This is a genomic window from Streptomyces sp. S465, assembly GCF_026898115.1.
Taxonomy (GTDB): Bacteria; Actinomycetota; Actinomycetes; order Streptomycetales; family Streptomycetaceae; genus Streptomyces; species Streptomyces luomodiensis.
Genome location: NZ_CP114036.1, coordinates 6,395,772 through 6,411,502 on the forward strand (window position 1 = coordinate 6,395,772; position 15,731 = coordinate 6,411,502).

A 15,731-nucleotide genomic window follows, 5' to 3' on the forward strand; every position below is an offset into this window, starting at 1 on the left:
AGGCGGACGAAGAGGGGCGAACGGAGCGCTGGGCCGCCCGCGCGGGAAAAGGCCATGGCCGGTATGCAACCCTGGCGCACGGCCTGCCATCTGTCAGGTCGGAAACACGGAGCCGGAACCCAGGCGGACTTCACGCAGCGACGCCACGCCTGACCGTGACGGCAGGGGGTACTCGGGCAGCTAAAGAGGACTGAGGAGCACATGGCCGACGACCGCAGCAACGCACCGGTGAACCGCGCCCGCATATCCGGCCGCCGTCGCAAACGGCCCAGCACGCGCCGCAGGGTGGTGCTCTACACGGTGTGGACGCTGGCCGCCGTGCTGGTCCTGGGCGGTGCCGGACTCGGCTACCTCTACTACAAGCTGAACGGCAACCTCACCGGCGTCGACGTCAACGCCGCCCTCGGCGCCGACCGCCCCAAGAACGTCGACAACGGCTCGATGGACATCCTCGTCCTCGGCTCCGACTCCCGGGCCGGCGAGAACGCGAAGTACGGCAAGGACGAGGGCACCTCCCGTTCCGACACGGCGATGATCGTCCACGTCTACAAGGGCCACAAGAAGGCCAGTGTCGTCAGCATTCCGCGCGACACCCTCGTCCAGCGGCCCTCCTGCACCACGAAGAACGGGCAGCACGCGCCCGCGGCGCAGCAGGCCATGTTCAACAGCGCCTACGAGGTCGGCGGTCCGGCCTGCACCGTGAAGACGGTGGAATCCATGACCGGCGTACGCATGGACCACTTCCTCGAGGTCGACTTCTCCGGCTTCAAGCAGCTGATCAACGACCTCGGCGGCGTCGACATCACCACCACCGCCGCGATCCACGACCCCAAGAGCCACCTCGACCTGGAGCCGGGCCGGCACACCCTGGACGGCGAGCAGTCCCTGGGCCTGGTGCGCACCCGGCACGGCGTCGGCGACGGCAGCGACCTCGGCCGGATCAAGCTCCAGCAGGCGTTCGTCAAGGCGCTGCTGGACCAGATCAAGCAGGTCGACGTCTTCGGCAACCCCAAGAAGCTCTACGACCTCGCGGACACCTCCACCAAGGCGCTCACCACCGACTCCGAGCTGGCCTCGGTGAGCAAGCTGAAGGGCTTCGCCGAATCCCTCAAGGGCATCGGCTCGGGCAACATGAAGATGACCACGCTGCCGGTGCAGTACGACCCGCAGAACCCGGCCCGGGTGCTGCCCATGGAGAAGAAGTCCGAGCTGATCTGGGCCGCGCTCCGGCACGACCAGCCGGTCCCCGCCTCCGCCACCAAGGGCTCCGCGGGCGACGCCACCAGCGCGGGCGACGTCGTCAAGTAGCCTCCCGGCACCCGGAAGGGGGGCGCCGGGAATATCCCGGTGCGGCCCCCGGTTTTGGGGGATGCGGCCAGTACTGGCAGACTGGATCGTCGGCCCCGGTTCACGACAGGCAACCCGCCCGTCGACCCGGTGCCCTCCCGAACCTAGGAGATTCCCTTGAAGCGCGACATCCACCCGGAGTACGTCGAGACCCAGGTCAGCTGCACCTGTGGCGCCTCGTTCACCACCCGTAGCACCGTGGGCGGCGGCACCATCCGCGCCGACATCTGCTCCGAGTGCCACCCGTTCTACACGGGCAAGCAGAAGATCCTCGACACCGGTGGCCGTGTGGCGCGGTTCGAGGCCCGCTTCGGCAAGAACGCCGGGTCCGCCAAGAAGTAGCGACCCGCACGGCGCCGGCTTCGGTCGCCCCTTTCCTGGGGCGACCGGACCGGCGTTTTGTCGTCACGGCCTGTCCCAGACTTCTTCCGCACGTCACCACGCAGACCCCCAGGGAGCCCTCCGATGTTCGAGGCGGTCGAGGAACTCATCGGCGAACACGCCGACCTCGAGAAGCGGCTCGCCGACCCCGCGGTCCACGCCGACCAGCGGGAGGCGCGGCGGCTCAACAAGCGCTACGCCGAGCTGACCCCGGTCATCGCCGCCTACCGCGCCTGGAAGCAGGCCGGTGAGGACATCGAGACCGCCCGGGAGCTGGCCCAGGACGACCCCGACTTCCAGGACGAGGTCAAGGAGCTGGAGCTGGGCCGCGAGGAGCTGACCGACCGGCTGCGGCTGCTGCTCGTGCCGCGCGACCCGAGCGACGACAAGGACGTCATCCTGGAGGTCAAGGCAGGCGAGGGCGGCGAGGAGTCCGCGCTGTTCGCCGGCGACCTGCTGCGGATGTATCTGCGGTACGCCGAGCGCGTCGGCTGGAAGGCCGAGATCCTCGACGCCAACGAATCCGACCTCGGCGGCTACAAGGACGTCCAGGTCGCCATCAAGGCCCGCGGCACCATCGAGCCCGGCCAGGGCGTCTGGGCCCGGCTGAAGTACGAGGGCGGGGTGCACCGCGTGCAGCGGGTGCCCGCCACCGAGTCCCAGGGCCGTATCCACACCTCCGCGGCCGGTGTGCTGGTCACGCCGGAGGCCGAGGAGGTCGAGGTGGAGATCGGCCCCAACGATCTGCGGATCGACGTCTACCGCTCCTCCGGCCCCGGCGGCCAGTCGGTCAACACCACCGACTCCGCGGTGCGCATCACCCACCTGCCCACCGGCATCGTCGTCTCCTGCCAGAACGAGAAGAGCCAGCTGCAGAACAAGGAGCAGGCGCTGCGCATCCTGCGCTCGCGGCTGCTGGCCGCGGCCCAGGAGGAGGCCGAGCGGGAGGCGTCGGACGCGCGCCGCAGCCAGGTCCGCACCGTCGACCGGTCCGAGCGCGTCCGTACGTACAACTTCCCGGAAAACCGGATCTCGGACCACCGGGTCGGTTTCAAGGCGTACAACTTGGACCAGGTGCTCGACGGCGCCCTCGACCCGGTCATCCAGGCGTGCGTCGACGCCGACGCGGCCGCCAAGCTCGCGGCCGCGGGCTGAGCCGTCGCACCCAGAACGCTTCGTGCCCTTGTCCGGACCGGCTGGAGGAATTCAGTGAACGTGCTGCTCGCCGAGGTGGCGCAGGCCACTCAGCGGCTGGCCGACGCGGGCGTGCCCTCACCGCGCTTCGACGCGGAGGAGCTCGCCGCCTTTGTGCACGGCGTCAAGCGGGGGGAGCTGCACGGCGTGCCCGACGCCGACTTCGACGCCCGCTACTGGGAGGCGGTCGCCCGCCGGGAGGCCCGCGAGCCCCTTCAGCACATCACCGGCCGTGCCTTCTTCCGCTATCTCGAGCTCCAGGTCGGGCCGGGGGTCTTCGTGCCCCGGCCGGAGACCGAGTCGGTGGTCGGCTGGGCCATAGACGCGGTGCGCGCCATGGACGTCGTCGAACCGCTCATCGTCGACCTGTGCGCCGGTTCCGGAGCCATCGCCCTGGCACTCGCCCAGGAGGTGCCGCGCTCGACCGTGCACGCCGTGGAGCTGGACGAGGGCGCCCTGCGCTGGGCCCGCAAGAACGTCGAGGGGTCCCGCGTCGTTCTCCACCACGCGGACGCGTTGACGGCCCTGCCCGAGCTCGACGGGCAGGTGGACCTCGTCATCAGCAACCCGCCGTACATCCCGCTGACCGAGTGGGAGTACGTCGCGCCGGAGGCGCGCGACCACGACCCCCAGCTCGCGCTCTTCTCCGGTGAGGACGGCCTCGATGTGATCCGTGGCCTGGAGCGCACCGCCCACCGGCTGCTGCGCCCCGGCGGCGTGGTGGTCATCGAGCACGCAGACACCCAGGGCGGCCAGGTGCCGTGGATCTTCACCGAGGAGCGTGGCTGGGCGGACGCCGCCGACCACCCCGACCTGAACAACCGGCCCCGGTTCGCCACCGCGCGGAAGGCCATGCCGTGACGGCGGCACCGCACCACCCATTGGCCACGTACGAGGAGGTCCGTTAGATGGCACGGCGATACGACTGCGGAGACGCGACCGACCGCAAGACCGGCCTGCGCGAGGCCGCGTCCGCCGTCCGCCGCGGCGAACTGGTCGTGCTGCCCACCGACACCGTCTACGGGATCGGTGCGGACGCCTTCAACGCCGAGGCGGTCGGCGATCTGCTCGAGGCCAAGGGCCGCGGCCGCAACATGCCCAGCCCGGTGCTGGTCGGCTCCCCGAACACGCTGCACGGACTGGTCACCGACTTCTCCGAGATGGCGTGGGAGCTGGTGGACGCCTTCTGGCCGGGTGCGCTCACCCTCGTCGCCCGGCACCAGCCGTCGCTCACCTGGGACCTGGGGGAGACCCGGGGCACCGTCGCGGTCCGGATGCCGCTGCACCCGGTCGCGATCGAGCTGCTGACGGAGTTCGGCCCGATGGCGGTCTCCAGCGCCAACCTGACCGGACACCCCTCCCCGCAGGACTGCGACGCCGCCCAGGACATGCTGGGGGACTCCGTCGCGGTGTACCTGGACGGCGGGCCGACCCCGGCCGCCGTGCCCTCCTCGATCGTCGACGTCACCGGCAAGGTGCCGGTGCTGCTCCGTGCGGGCGCGCTCACCGCCGAGCAGCTCCGGGAGGTCGTACCCGACCTTAAGGTGGCGAATTGACGGCCCCTGAGGGGCGTGGCATAGCGGAACACCATGCGAAGAAGCCCGAGGCCACCTTCCGCATCCTCCACGTCAGCACCGGTAACGTCTGCCGCTCGCCGATCACCGAACGGCTGACCCGGCACGCCCTCGTGCACCGCCTCGGAAGCGCCCGTACGAGCGGCCTGATCGTGGAGAGCGCCGGCACCTGGGGCCATGAGGGCGCGCCCATGGAGGCGCACGCCGCGACGGTCCTGACCGACTTCGGCGCCGATCCGGCGGGCTTCATCGGCCGTGAGCTGCTGGACGAGCACGTCATCCGCGCCGACCTCGTGCTGACCGCCACCCGCGACCACCGGGCCCAGGTCATCTCGATGGGGCACTCGGCGGGCCTGCGCACCTTCACGCTCAAGGAGTTCACCCGGCTGGTGCGGGCCATAGACCCCGCGACGCTGCCCGATCCGGAGGAGGCGGGCGGTGTGGTGGAGCGCGCCCGCGCCCTGGTGCAGGCGGCGGCCGCGCTGCGCGGCTGGCTGCTGGCGCCCAGCGAGGAGGCGGACGAGGTGCACGACCCGTACGGGGCGCCCATCACCTTCTTCCGCTCCATCGGGGACGAGATCAACCAGGCCCTGGACCCGGTCGTCACGGCGCTGACGGGGGTTCCCGCCCCCGCGTAGCCCCCGGGACCCTCCCGGGGGCGCCACAGGCGCCCGACGCGGCGCACGGCGCGCAGGGCGGGCGTGCGGGGCCTACATTGGGGGTGACCGCCCTGGACGGCCTGGCTGGTCCGACCGATCGCCCTGGTCGCCCTGCCCGCCCTGACCACCCGTTGACCCTTGACCCCGCAAGGCTGTGAGCACGCCATGGCCGTCACCTCCTGGGGACCCGATTTCGGAGCGCTCGCCCGCCAGGACCCCGAGCTGGCGGGGATCATCCTGAGCGAGCTCGACCGCGTCACCGGCGGGCTCCAGCTGATCGCCGCCGAGAACTTCACCTCGCCGGCGGTGCTGGCCGCGCTGGCCTCGCCGCTGGCCAACAAGTACGCCGAGGGGTATCCCGGCGCCCGCCACCACGGCGGCTGCGAGGTGGTGGACGTCGCCGAGCGGATCGCCCAGGACCGGGCGAAGGCGCTGTTCGGCGCCGAGCACGCCAATGTGCAGCCGCATTCGGGGTCGGCGGCGGTGCTGGCCGCGTATGCCGCGCTGCTGCGGCCGGGGGACACGGTGCTGGCGATGGCGCTGACGCACGGCGGCCATCTCACCCATGGCTCACCGGCCAACTTCTCCGGCCGCTGGTTCGACTTCATCGGCTACGGCGTCGATCCGGCGACCGGTCTGATCGACTACGAGCAGCTGCGCGGGCTGGCCCACGCCCACCGTCCGAAGGCGATCGTGTGCGGTTCCATCTCCTACCCCCGCCATCCGGACTACGCCGCCTTCCGCGCCGTCGCGGACGAGGTGGACGCGTATCTGATCGCCGACGCCGCCCATCCGATCGGCCTGGTCGCGGGGAAGGCGGCGCCGTCCCCGGTGCCGTACGCGGACGTGGTGTGCGCAACGACACACAAGGTGCTGCGCGGGCCGCGCGGCGGGATGCTGCTGTGCGGTGCGGAACTGGCCGAGCGGGTGGACCGGGCGGTGTTCCCGTTCACCCAGGCCGGCGCCCAGATGCACAGCGTCGCGGCCAAGGCGGTGGCGTTCGGCGAGGCCGCGGCGCCCGCCTTCGCCGCCTACGCCCAGCGGGTGGTGGCCAACGCCCGGGTGCTGGCGGACGGCCTGGCCGCGGAGGGTCTCGCGGTCGCCACGGGCGGCACCGACACCCATATGATCACCGCCGATCCGGCCCCGCTGGGCCTGGACGGACGGACCGCGAAGGGCCGCTGCGCGGCCGCCGGGATCGTCCTGGACACCGTCGCGCTGGCGTCCGCTACGGAGCCCGGAGGCTGCGTCAAGGGACTGCGGCTGGGTACCGCGGCGGTCACCACCCAGGGAATGGGACCGCCGGAAATGGAGCGCATAGCCGCCCTGCTGGGAACCGTGTTGCGGGACGAGGGCGTGGTACGCGAAAAGGTGGCGGAACTGGCGGGGAGATTTCCGCCCTATCCGGACGAGGGCCGAATCATGCAACCATCCGAAGGTGTAGGACGTCTGTAAGTACGTTCACCGCAACGGGTCCGACACGCATAGGGTGTGTGGCTGTGATGGCCAGCGATATCTCTGGGGCAGCCTGTGCGTGAATACCTGCTGACTCTGTGCATCACGGCTGCGGTCACCTATCTGCTGACCGGGCCGGTGCGGAAATTCGCCATCGCGGCCGGTGCGATGCCCGAGATCCGTGCCCGTGATGTGCACCGTGAGCCCACGCCGCGGCTCGGTGGTATCGCCATGTTCGGCGGGCTGTGCGCGGGACTGCTGGTCGCCGCGCACCTCACCAACCTCAAGGACGTCTTCGAGCTCTCCAACGAGCCACGGGCGCTGCTGTCCGGCGCCGGGCTGATCTGGCTGCTGGGGGTGCTGGACGACAAGTGGGGCGTGGACGCGCTGATCAAGCTGGGCGGCCAGATGATCGCCGCCGGTGTGATGGTGCTCCAGGGTCTGACCATCCTGTGGCTTCCGGTGCCGGGTGTCGGGCCGGTCTCGCTGACGCCGTGGCAGGGCACGCTGCTGACCGTCGCCCTGGTCGTCATCACCATCAACGCCGTCAACTTCGTTGACGGGCTGGACGGTTTGGCCTCGGGGATGGTGTGCATCGCCGCGGCCGCGTTCTTCATGTACGCGTACCGCATCTGGTACGGCTACGGCCTGGAGGCGGCCGCGCCCGCCACCTTGTTCGCCGCCATCCTGATGGGCATGTGCCTGGGCTTCCTGCCGCACAACGCGCACCCCGCGCGGATCTTCATGGGTGACTCGGGCTCGATGCTGATCGGGCTGGTGCTGGCGGCGGGGGCCATCTCCATCACCGGTCAGGTCGACCCGGACGCGATGAAGCTGTTCGAGGGGTCGGAGCAGGCCGCGGTGCACGCCACCGTCCCGGTCTACATCCCGCTGCTGCTGCCGCTGACCGTCATCGCGGTGCCGTTCGCCGATCTGGTGCTGGCGATCGTCCGGCGCACCTGGCGGGGGCAGTCGCCGTTCGCCGCCGACCGGGGCCATCTGCACCACCGGCTGCTGGAGATCGGCCACTCGCACAGCCGGGCCGTGCTGATCATGTACTTCTGGTCCGCGCTGATCGCCTTCGGCGCCGTGGCGTACTCGGTGAACTCGGCCGGTGTGTGGTTCGTGCTCGCGATCGTCGCGCTGAGCGGGGTGGGGCTGGTGCTGTTGCTGCTGCCGCGGTTCACACCACGCGTTCCGCACTGGGCGGAGGCGTTCGTTCCGCCGCGTTACCGCCGGGTCAACCGGACCGGGCGGGCGGCCGGACAGGGTGCCGAGGCGCCCGCGGAGCCCGTGGCGGTCGCGGCCGGCGGACGGTCCGCGTCGCCGGAGCCGGAGCCGGTGCGCTCCGGGATGAACGGCGGGACGAACGGTGCGGCGAATGCCGGTGTGAAGGGCGGGGTGAATGGGGCCACCGCGATCGGTGATCGGTCCCGTTTCAGCCACCGGCGGAGGATCGGAACACCCCAGTAAATGCCCTAGAAAACAGATCGCGGAGAACGCTTAAGATCACGGAACGGCGTCAACCAGATACATGGTCCATAACTCTCCCGTGTGACGTGCAGCACACCCGGTGGGTAAAGACCTCATCAAATAGTTTGTGATACCGTTCACGAAACCCGGTGCTGAGACCCGAGGGGCCGTAGGGCGACGGCTCATCGTCGTGAGGTCTCCTCTGTTCCCGGGGATACGCTCGTCCACGACGAAATCGCTGCTTCCGACACTTGCCGGAGAAACCCTTCATGCAGTCCAACGACGCCAGAACACTCCTGAGTTGCGCCGTGCCCACCGCCGTCACCGGCGTGGTCGCGGTCGCTGTCGGTTCTGTGCTCGCGGGGGCCAAGGGAGCGATCGGCGCGGGGGCCGGCACAGTCGTCGCCGGAGGGGTCATGGCGATGGGACTGGTGGTGCTGCAGCGCACCGCCAAGTACCTCCCGCATCTGTTCCAGGCCATGGGTCTGGTGCTCTACATGACCCAGTTCCTGCTGGTCGCGGTCGTGCTCGCGGTGTTCAAGGACACCACCCTCTTCTCCACCAAGGCGTTCGCCTTCGCACTGCTCGCCGCGACCCTGGTGTGGATCGGCGCACAGACCCGTGCCCATATGAGGGCCAAGATCCTCTACGTGGAGCCGGAAGCCGAGGACGAACGCAAGCCCGAGGGGGCGAAGAAGTCCGCTCCCGCCGGGTCCGCGCCGTGAGAAGTAGGGCCGGTATAAGGGCATGTGCGCTCACCTGCTATCGTCCGGTTCCATCTGAGGCGCAGCGGGCGCAGGTAGCCGAACCCCCGATATTCCCGGGATGGAATCGGCGGCCCATGCAGCTGATGCCCGACATACCACTCGGCCACGTGCCGACCAGCCGCCCCCACATCCGTAAGACCAGTCCAGTGCCGTTCCGTGGCCGTGTGCCGCGCCGACACAACGAGGTTGCCGTACCCATGCGCCACGCTGAAGGAGCTCGCGGTGAGTTCTGACCAGACGCTCGCCTTCGAGACGAACTGCCACATCTTCGACGGGTGCGGCTTCCCGGCACCCGGACAACATTCGTTCAAGTTCGAACCGCTCTTCACGGTCGGCGGTATCGACTTCAACAAGCCGATGCTGCTCGCCCTGCTCGGCTCGATCGCCATCGTCTGGTTCTTCTGGGCGGCCTTCGGCCGGGCCAAGGTCGTCCCGGGCAAGCTCCAGATGATCGGCGAGGCGGGTTACGACTTCGTCCGTCGCGGGATCGTCTATGAAGCCCTCGGGAAGAAGGACGGCGAGAAGTACGTCCCCCTGATGGTTTCGATCTTCTTCTTCGTCTGGGTCATGAACCTCTGGTCGGTCATCCCGGTCGCCCAGTTCCCGGTCACGTCGCTGATCGCGTACCCGGCCGTGCTCGCCGCCACCGTCTACATCCTCTGGATGAGCCTGACCTTCAAGAAGCACGGCTTCGTCGGCGGCTTCAAGAACATCACCGGCTACGACAAGTCGCTGGGCGCGGTGCTGCCGCTCGCCATGACGATCGAGTTCTTCTCGAACGTGCTGGTGCGGCCCTTCACCCACGCGGTCCGGCTCTTCGCCAACATGTTCGCGGGCCACCTGCTGCTGCTGATGTTCACCATCGCGAGCTGGTACCTGCTGAACGGGGTCGGCATCGCGTACGCCGGTGTGTCGTTCGTGATGACCATCGTCATGACCGCCTTCGAGCTCTTCATCCAGGCCGTTCAGGCGTACGTCTTCGTGCTCCTGGCCTGCACCTACATCCAGGGCGCGCTCGCCGAGCACCACTGAGTGGCCCTGCTCCCCGTCCAATGAGACGTCCGGTGGCCAACCCCCACCGGTCCGCGAAAGAGAAGGAAGAAACAGCATGTCCGCTGTGGACCTCGCCGCAGGTGTTTCCGGTTCCCTCGGCTCCATCGGTTATGGCCTCGCGGCCATCGGCCCCGGCGTCGGCGTCGGCATCATCTTCGGTAACGGCACCCAGGCCCTGGCCCGTCAGCCCGAGGCCGCCGGTCTCATCCGCGCCAACCAGATCCTCGGTTTCGCCTTCTGTGAGGCGCTGGCCCTGATCGGCATCGTCATGCCGTTCGTGTTCGGTAAGTGATCGACGCTTACTGACTGTCCTTTTCGACGAAAGGCACTGATGTGAACGCCCTGGTACAGGTGGCGGCCGAGGAAAGCGAGAACCCCCTCGTTCCGCCAGTCCCGGAGCTGGTCATCGGCCTGATCGCCTTTGCCATCGTCTTCTTCTTCCTCGCCAAGAAGCTCCTCCCGAACATCAACCGGGTCCTGGAGGAGCGCCGCGAGGCGATCGAGGGCGGTATGGAGAAGGCCGAGGCCACTCAGGCCGAAGCCCAGCAGGTCCTCGAGGACTACCGAGCCCAGCTCGCCGACGCCCGTCACGAGGCCGCGCGACTGCGCCAGGAGGCGCAGGAGCAGGGCGCCGCGCTCATCGCCGAGATGCGCGCGGAGGGGCAGCGGCAGCGTGAGGAGATCATCGCCGCCGGTCACGCCCAGATCGAGGCCGACCGCAAGCAGGCCGCTCAGACCCTGCGCCAGGACGTGGGCAGGCTCGCCACCGACCTGGCCGGCCGGATCGTCGGTGAGTCGCTCGAGGACGTGGCCCGGCAGAGCCGCACCATCGACCGGTTCCTCGACGAACTCGAGGCGAAGGCGGCCGACGGTTCGAAGGCCGAGGCCGGCCGATGAATGGAGCGAGCCGGGAGGCACTGGCAGCCGCGCGCGAAAGCTTCGACGCCCTGACGGACAACACCGCCGTCGACGCGACGAAGCTCGCCGATGAGCTGGCCGCCGTCACCGCGCTGCTCGACCGCGAGGTCTCGCTGCGCCGGGTCCTCACCGACCCGGCGCAGCCCGGCGAGGCCAAGGCCGAGCTGGCCGCGCGGGTGCTGGGCGGACAGGTCGGCGGCGAGACCCTCGACCTGATCTCCGGCCTGGTCCGGTCCCGCTGGTCGCGCTCGCGTGATCTGGTGGACGGGCTCGAGGAGCTGGCCAGCGCCGCCGACCTGGTGGCGGCCGAGCGGGCCGGCACCCTCGACAGCGTCGAGGACGAGCTGTTCCGGTTCGGCCGGATCGTCTCCTCCTCGTCCGAGCTGCGCGGCGCCCTCACCGACCGGCGCGCGAGCGTCACGGCCAAGACCGGCCTGGTCCGTGAGCTGCTCGGCGGCCGGGCCGACCAGGTGACCGAGCGGCTGGTGATCCGTCTGGTGACCCACCCGCGGGGTCGTAGCCTGGAGGCGGGTCTCGACGAGCTGTCCAAGCTCGCGGCGGCGCGCCGGGACCGTACGGTCGCGGTCGTCACCTCCGCGGTGCCGCTCAGCGACCGCCAGAAGCAGCGGCTCGGCGAGGCGCTGGGGAAGCTGTACGGACGCAACGTGCACCTCAACCTCGACGTGGACCCCGAGGTCATCGGCGGGATCGCGGTGCGCATCGGCGACGAGGTCATCAACGGGACCATCGCGGACCGCCTCGACGAGGCGACCCGGCGGATGGCCGGCTGACACAGCCACCAACTCAACAAGCATGTAAGCGGCCCGAGTTGGGCCGTAGTCAGATACTTCGGGCCCAACAAGGAGAGCAGGGAACCCAGATGGCGGAGCTCACGATCCGGCCGGAGGAGATCCGGGACGCACTGGAGAACTTTGTCCAGGCGTACAAGCCGGACGCGGCCTCGCGCGAGGAGGTCGGTACGGTCAGCGTTGCCGGCGACGGCATCGCGAAGGTCGAGGGTCTTCCCTCGGCCATGGCGAACGAACTGCTGAAGTTCGAGGACGGCACCCTCGGCCTCGCCCTCAACCTCGAGGAGCGCGAGATCGGTGCGGTCGTCCTCGGTGAGTTCAGCGGCATCGAGGAGGGCCAGCAGGTGCACCGCACCGGCGAGGTCCTCTCGGTCGCCGTCGGCGAGGGCTACCTCGGCCGCGTGGTCGACCCGCTGGGTGCCCCGATCGACGGCCTCGGCGAGATCGAGACCGACGGCCGCCGCGCCCTCGAACTGCAGGCCCCCACGGTCATGCAGCGCAAGTCGGTGCACGAGCCGATGGAGACCGGCTACAAGGCCGTCGACGCGATGACCCCGATCGGCCGCGGCCAGCGTCAGCTGATCATCGGCGACCGGCAGACCGGCAAGACCGCGCTGTGCGTCGACACGATCATCAACCAGCGTGACAACTGGCGCTCCGGCGACCCGAAGAAGCAGGTCCGCTGCATCTACGTCGCCATCGGCCAGAAGGGCTCCACCATCGCCGGCGTGCGCGCCGCGCTGGAGGAGGCCGGCGCCCTGGAGTACACCACGATCGTCGCCGCCCCGGCGTCGGACCCGGCGGGCTTCAAGTACCTCGCCCCCTACACCGGCTCGGCCATCGGCCAGCACTGGATGTACCAGGGCAAGCACGTTCTGATCGTCTTCGACGACCTGTCCAAGCAGGCCGACGCCTACCGCGCCGTGTCGCTGCTGCTGCGCCGCCCGCCGGGCCGTGAGGCCTACCCGGGCGACGTCTTCTACCTGCACTCCCGGCTGCTGGAGCGCTGCGCCAAGCTCTCCGACGAGATGGGCTCCGGTTCGATGACCGGTCTGCCGATCGTCGAGACCAAGGCCAACGACGTGTCGGCGTTCATCCCGACCAACGTCATCTCCATCACCGACGGTCAGTGCTTCCTGGAGTCCGACCTGTTCAACGCCGGTCAGCGGCCGGCCCTGAACGTCGGTATCTCGGTCTCCCGAGTCGGTGGTTCGGCTCAGCACAAGGCGATGCGCCAGGTCTCCGGCCGGCTCCGCGTGGACCTCGCCCAGTACCGCGAGCTCGAGGCGTTCGCCGCCTTCGGTTCGGACCTGGACGCGGCCTCCAAGGCGTCGCTGGAGCGCGGTGCGCGCATGGTCGAGCTGCTGAAGCAGTCGCAGTACGCCCCGTTCTCCACCGAGGACGAGATCGTGTCCATCTGGGCCGGCACCACGGGCAAGATGGACGACGTGCCCGTCGAGGACATCCGCCGCTTCGAGCGGGAGCTGCTGGACTACCTGCACCGTGACCAGAAGGGCCTGCTGACCAGCATCGTCGAGGGCGGCAAGATGTCCGACGACACGATCCAGGCGCTGAGCGAGGCCGTCGACTCCTTCAAGCGGCAGTTCGAGACCTCGGGCGGCAAGCTGCTGGGCGAGGACTGAGCCCATGGGTGCCCAGCTCAGGGTCTACAAGAGGCGGATCAAGTCCGTCTCCGCGACCAAGAAGATCACCAAGGCAATGGAGATGATCGCCGCCTCGCGCGTCGTCAAGGCGCAGCGCCAGGTGGCCGCGTCGACTCCGTACGCCACCGAGCTCACCCGGGCGGTGGGCGCGGTCGCCAAGGGCTCCACCACCCAGCACGCGCTGACCACGGAGACCGAGAACCCGACCCGTGCCGCGGTCCTGCTCGTCACGAGCGACCGCGGTCTCGCGGGCGGCTACTCCTCCAACGTCATCAAGGCGGCCGAGCAGCTCACCGAGCGGCTCACGGGGGAGGGCAAGGAGGTCGACACCTACATCGTCGGCCGCAAGGGCGTGGCCTACTACAGCTTCCGTGAGCGCAAGGTCACGGAGTCCTGGAGCGGCTTCACCGACAACCCCACCTACGCGGACGCCAAGAAGATCGCGGCCCCGCTGATCGAGGCCGTGCTCAAGGAGACCGCCGAGGGCGGGGTCGACGAGCTGCACATCGTGTTCACCGAGTTCGTCTCGATGCTGACGCAGACCCCGGTCCAGGACCGGCTGCTGCCGCTCAGCCTCGAGGGGACCGCGGCGGAGCAGGAGAAGAAGGGCGAGATCCTTCCGCTCTTCGAGTTCGAGCCGTCGGCCGAGGACGTACTGGACGCCCTGCTGCCCCGGTACGTCGAGTCGCGCATCTACAACGCCCTGCTCCAGGCCGCCGCCTCCAAGCACGCGGCGACCCGGCGGGCGATGAAGTCGGCGACCGACAATGCCGAAGAGCTCATCAAGTCGCTCACGCGGCTTGCCAACGCGGCCCGCCAGGCCGACATCACCCAGGAAATCAGCGAGATCGTCGGTGGCGCGAGCGCTCTGGCCGACGCCTCCGCGGGGAGTGACTGACAACTATGACCACCACTGTTGAGCCGACCGCTCCTGCTGGCGTGGCCGCTGGCCGCGTCGCGCGGGTCATCGGCCCGGTCGTCGACGTGGAGTTCCCCGTCGACGCGATGCCGGACATCTACAACGCGCTGACCGTCGAGGTCTCCGACCCCTCGCAGGAGGGTGCGAAGAAGACCCTGACCCTCGAGGTCGCCCAGCACCTGGGCGAGGGCCTGGTCCGCGCCATCTCCATGCAGCCCACCGACGGCCTGGTCCGCCAGGCCGCGGTGACCGACACCGGCGACGGCATCACCGTGCCGGTCGGCGATGTCACCAAGGGCCGCGTGTTCAACACCCTGGGCGAGATCCTCAACGAGCCCGAGGCCGAGTCCGAGGTCACCGAGCGCTGGTCCATCCACCGCAAGGCCCCGGCCTTCGACCAGCTCGAGTCCAAGACCGAGATGTTCGAGACCGGCCTGAAGGTCGTCGACCTGCTGACCCCGTACGTCAAGGGCGGCAAGATCGGTCTGTTCGGCGGCGCCGGCGTCGGCAAGACCGTGCTCATCCAGGAAATGATCATGCGTGTGGCCAAGCTGCACGAGGGCGTTTCCGTGTTCGCCGGTGTCGGTGAGCGCACCCGTGAGGGCAACGACCTGATCGAGGAGATGGCCGAGTCCGGCGTGCTCCCGCAGACCGCGCTGGTCTTCGGCCAGATGGACGAGCCCCCGGGCACCCGTCTGCGCGTCGCCCTGGCGGGGCTCACCATGGCGGAGTACTTCCGCGATGTGCAGAAGCAGGACGTGCTGTTCTTCATCGACAACATCTTCCGCTTCACCCAGGCCGGTTCCGAGGTCTCGACCCTGCTCGGCCGCATGCCCTCCGCGGTGGGCTACCAGCCGAACCTGGCCGACGAGATGGGCATCCTCCAGGAGCGCATCACCTCGACCCGCGGTCACTCGATCACCTCCATGCAGGCGATCTACGTCCCCGCGGACGACCTGACCGACCCGGCCCCGGCGACCACCTTCGCGCACCTCGACGCGACCACGGTGCTCTCCCGGCCGATCTCGGAGAAGGGCATCTACCCGGCGGTGGACCCGCTGGACTCGACGTCCCGGATCCTGGACCCGCGGTACATCTCGCAGGACCACTACGACTGCGCCTCGCGCGTGAAGTCGATCCTCCAGAAGTACAAGGACCTCCAGGACATCATCAACATCCTGGGCATCGACGAGCTCGGCGAGGAGGACAAGCTCACCGTCTTCCGCGCCCGCCGCATCGAGCGCTTCCTGTCGCAGAACACCCACGCGGCGAAGCAGTTCACCGGTCTCGACGGATCCGACGTGCCGCTGGACGAGTCCATCGCCGCGTTCAACGCCATCGCCGACGGTGAGTTCGACCACTTCCCCGAGCAGGCGTTCTTCATGTGCGGTGGTCTGGACGACCTGAAGGCCAAGGCCAAGGAGCTGGGCGTCTCCTGAGCCCGGTAGCTCCGGGAGAGGGGTGGGCCCGGTCCCACCCCTCTCCATACGCCCGTTATTCTGTGACGAAAGCCCTGCC

At 69.3% G+C, this 15,731-nt stretch carries 16 protein-coding genes; all 16 read left to right on the forward strand.

Features of this window, described 5'->3' with window-relative positions; translation table 11 throughout:
• Positions 1–201 precede the first annotated feature (201 nt).
• The 16 genes from N6H00_RS27125 (at position 202) to atpD (ending at position 15,652) form a co-directional block, all read left to right on the forward strand.
• Positions 202–1,308, forward strand: coding sequence for an LCP family protein (locus N6H00_RS27125; RefSeq protein WP_268974438.1), 1,107 nt, complete (start codon positions 202–204; stop codon positions 1,306–1,308).
• 156 nt (positions 1,309–1,464) lie between these two features.
• On the forward strand, positions 1,465–1,689 hold the full coding sequence (gene rpmE / locus N6H00_RS27130; RefSeq protein WP_030823398.1) for a 50S ribosomal protein L31: 225 nt from the start codon (positions 1,465–1,467) through the stop codon (positions 1,687–1,689).
• A gap of 123 nt (positions 1,690–1,812) precedes the next feature.
• Positions 1,813–2,883, forward strand: a complete 1,071-nt coding sequence (gene prfA / locus N6H00_RS27135) for a peptide chain release factor 1 (protein WP_268974439.1) — start codon at positions 1,813–1,815, stop codon at positions 2,881–2,883.
• A gap of 54 nt (positions 2,884–2,937) precedes the next feature.
• On the forward strand, positions 2,938–3,783 hold the full coding sequence (gene prmC / locus N6H00_RS27140; RefSeq protein ID WP_191069323.1) for a peptide chain release factor N(5)-glutamine methyltransferase: 846 nt from the start codon (positions 2,938–2,940) through the stop codon (positions 3,781–3,783).
• A 47-nt stretch (positions 3,784–3,830) separates the two neighbouring features.
• Entirely contained in the window at positions 3,831–4,478 is a 648-nt protein-coding gene (locus N6H00_RS27145; RefSeq protein ID WP_268974440.1) for an L-threonylcarbamoyladenylate synthase, read from the forward strand.
• The gene (locus N6H00_RS27150) at positions 4,475–5,134 is read left to right on the forward strand and encodes an arsenate reductase/protein-tyrosine-phosphatase family protein (RefSeq protein ID WP_268974441.1); all 660 of its coding nucleotides are present in this window, start codon (positions 4,475–4,477) and stop codon (positions 5,132–5,134) included. The genes N6H00_RS27145 and N6H00_RS27150 overlap by 4 nt, the downstream gene beginning before the upstream one ends.
• 186 nt (positions 5,135–5,320) lie before the next feature.
• Positions 5,321–6,610 carry a serine hydroxymethyltransferase gene (gene glyA / locus N6H00_RS27155; protein ID WP_268974442.1) on the forward strand — a complete coding sequence of 430 codons (1,290 nt, stop codon included), beginning with the start codon at positions 5,321–5,323 and terminating at the stop codon, positions 6,608–6,610.
• 63 nt (positions 6,611–6,673) lie between these two features.
• A complete protein-coding gene (locus tag N6H00_RS27160; RefSeq protein WP_268977132.1) occupies positions 6,674–8,083 on the forward strand; it encodes an MraY family glycosyltransferase in 1,410 nt (469 codons plus the stop codon).
• 269 nt (positions 8,084–8,352) lie between these two features.
• Positions 8,353–8,808: a hypothetical protein gene (locus tag N6H00_RS27165; protein ID WP_268974443.1), complete on the forward strand. Its 456-nt coding sequence runs from the start codon at positions 8,353–8,355 to the stop codon at positions 8,806–8,808.
• Positions 8,809–9,057: 249 nt separating this feature from the next.
• On the forward strand, positions 9,058–9,882 hold the full coding sequence (gene atpB, locus N6H00_RS27170) for a F0F1 ATP synthase subunit A (RefSeq protein ID WP_268977133.1): 825 nt from the start codon (positions 9,058–9,060) through the stop codon (positions 9,880–9,882).
• A 76-nt stretch (positions 9,883–9,958) separates the two neighbouring features.
• Positions 9,959–10,195 (forward strand): F0F1 ATP synthase subunit C, encoded by a 237-nt coding sequence (locus tag N6H00_RS27175; RefSeq protein ID WP_093464694.1) that lies wholly within the window; start codon positions 9,959–9,961, stop codon positions 10,193–10,195.
• Positions 10,196–10,236: 41 nt separating this feature from the next.
• Positions 10,237–10,800 (forward strand): F0F1 ATP synthase subunit B, encoded by a 564-nt coding sequence (locus N6H00_RS27180; protein ID WP_268974444.1) that lies wholly within the window; start codon positions 10,237–10,239, stop codon positions 10,798–10,800.
• A complete protein-coding gene (locus N6H00_RS27185) occupies positions 10,797–11,612 on the forward strand; it encodes a F0F1 ATP synthase subunit delta (RefSeq protein WP_268974445.1) in 816 nt (271 codons plus the stop codon). The genes N6H00_RS27180 and N6H00_RS27185 overlap by 4 nt, the downstream gene beginning before the upstream one ends.
• An 89-nt stretch (positions 11,613–11,701) precedes the next feature.
• Positions 11,702–13,273, forward strand: coding sequence for a F0F1 ATP synthase subunit alpha (atpA, locus tag N6H00_RS27190; protein ID WP_268974446.1), 1,572 nt, complete (start codon positions 11,702–11,704; stop codon positions 13,271–13,273).
• Between the two features lie 4 nt (positions 13,274–13,277).
• The gene (locus tag N6H00_RS27195) at positions 13,278–14,192 is read left to right on the forward strand and encodes a F0F1 ATP synthase subunit gamma (RefSeq protein WP_268974447.1); all 915 of its coding nucleotides are present in this window, start codon (positions 13,278–13,280) and stop codon (positions 14,190–14,192) included.
• Between the two features lie 5 nt (positions 14,193–14,197).
• Positions 14,198–15,652 (forward strand): F0F1 ATP synthase subunit beta, encoded by a 1,455-nt coding sequence (gene atpD, locus N6H00_RS27200; protein ID WP_268974448.1) that lies wholly within the window; start codon positions 14,198–14,200, stop codon positions 15,650–15,652.
• Positions 15,653–15,731: the final 79 nt, after the last annotated feature.

Excerpts from the sequence above, each read along its gene's own strand:
- prfA (WP_268974439.1), top strand. The coding sequence starts at position 1,813 with ATGTTCGAGGCGGTCGAGGAACTCATCGGCGAACACGCCGACCTCGAG.
- N6H00_RS27145 (WP_268974440.1), top strand. The coding sequence starts at position 3,831 with ATGGCACGGCGATACGACTGCGGAGACGCGACCGACCGCAAGACCGGC.
- atpD (WP_268974448.1), top strand. The coding sequence starts at position 14,198 with ATGACCACCACTGTTGAGCCGACCGCTCCTGCTGGCGTGGCCGCTGGC.
- N6H00_RS27185 (WP_268974445.1), top strand. The coding sequence starts at position 10,797 with ATGAATGGAGCGAGCCGGGAGGCACTGGCAGCCGCGCGCGAAAGCTTC.
- N6H00_RS27125 (WP_268974438.1), top strand. The coding sequence starts at position 202 with ATGGCCGACGACCGCAGCAACGCACCGGTGAACCGCGCCCGCATATCC.
- N6H00_RS27165 (WP_268974443.1), top strand. The coding sequence starts at position 8,353 with ATGCAGTCCAACGACGCCAGAACACTCCTGAGTTGCGCCGTGCCCACC.
- N6H00_RS27175 (WP_093464694.1), top strand. The coding sequence starts at position 9,959 with ATGTCCGCTGTGGACCTCGCCGCAGGTGTTTCCGGTTCCCTCGGCTCC.
- atpA (WP_268974446.1), top strand. The coding sequence starts at position 11,702 with ATGGCGGAGCTCACGATCCGGCCGGAGGAGATCCGGGACGCACTGGAG.
- N6H00_RS27195 (WP_268974447.1), top strand. The coding sequence starts at position 13,278 with ATGGGTGCCCAGCTCAGGGTCTACAAGAGGCGGATCAAGTCCGTCTCC.
- glyA (WP_268974442.1), top strand. The coding sequence starts at position 5,321 with ATGGCCGTCACCTCCTGGGGACCCGATTTCGGAGCGCTCGCCCGCCAG.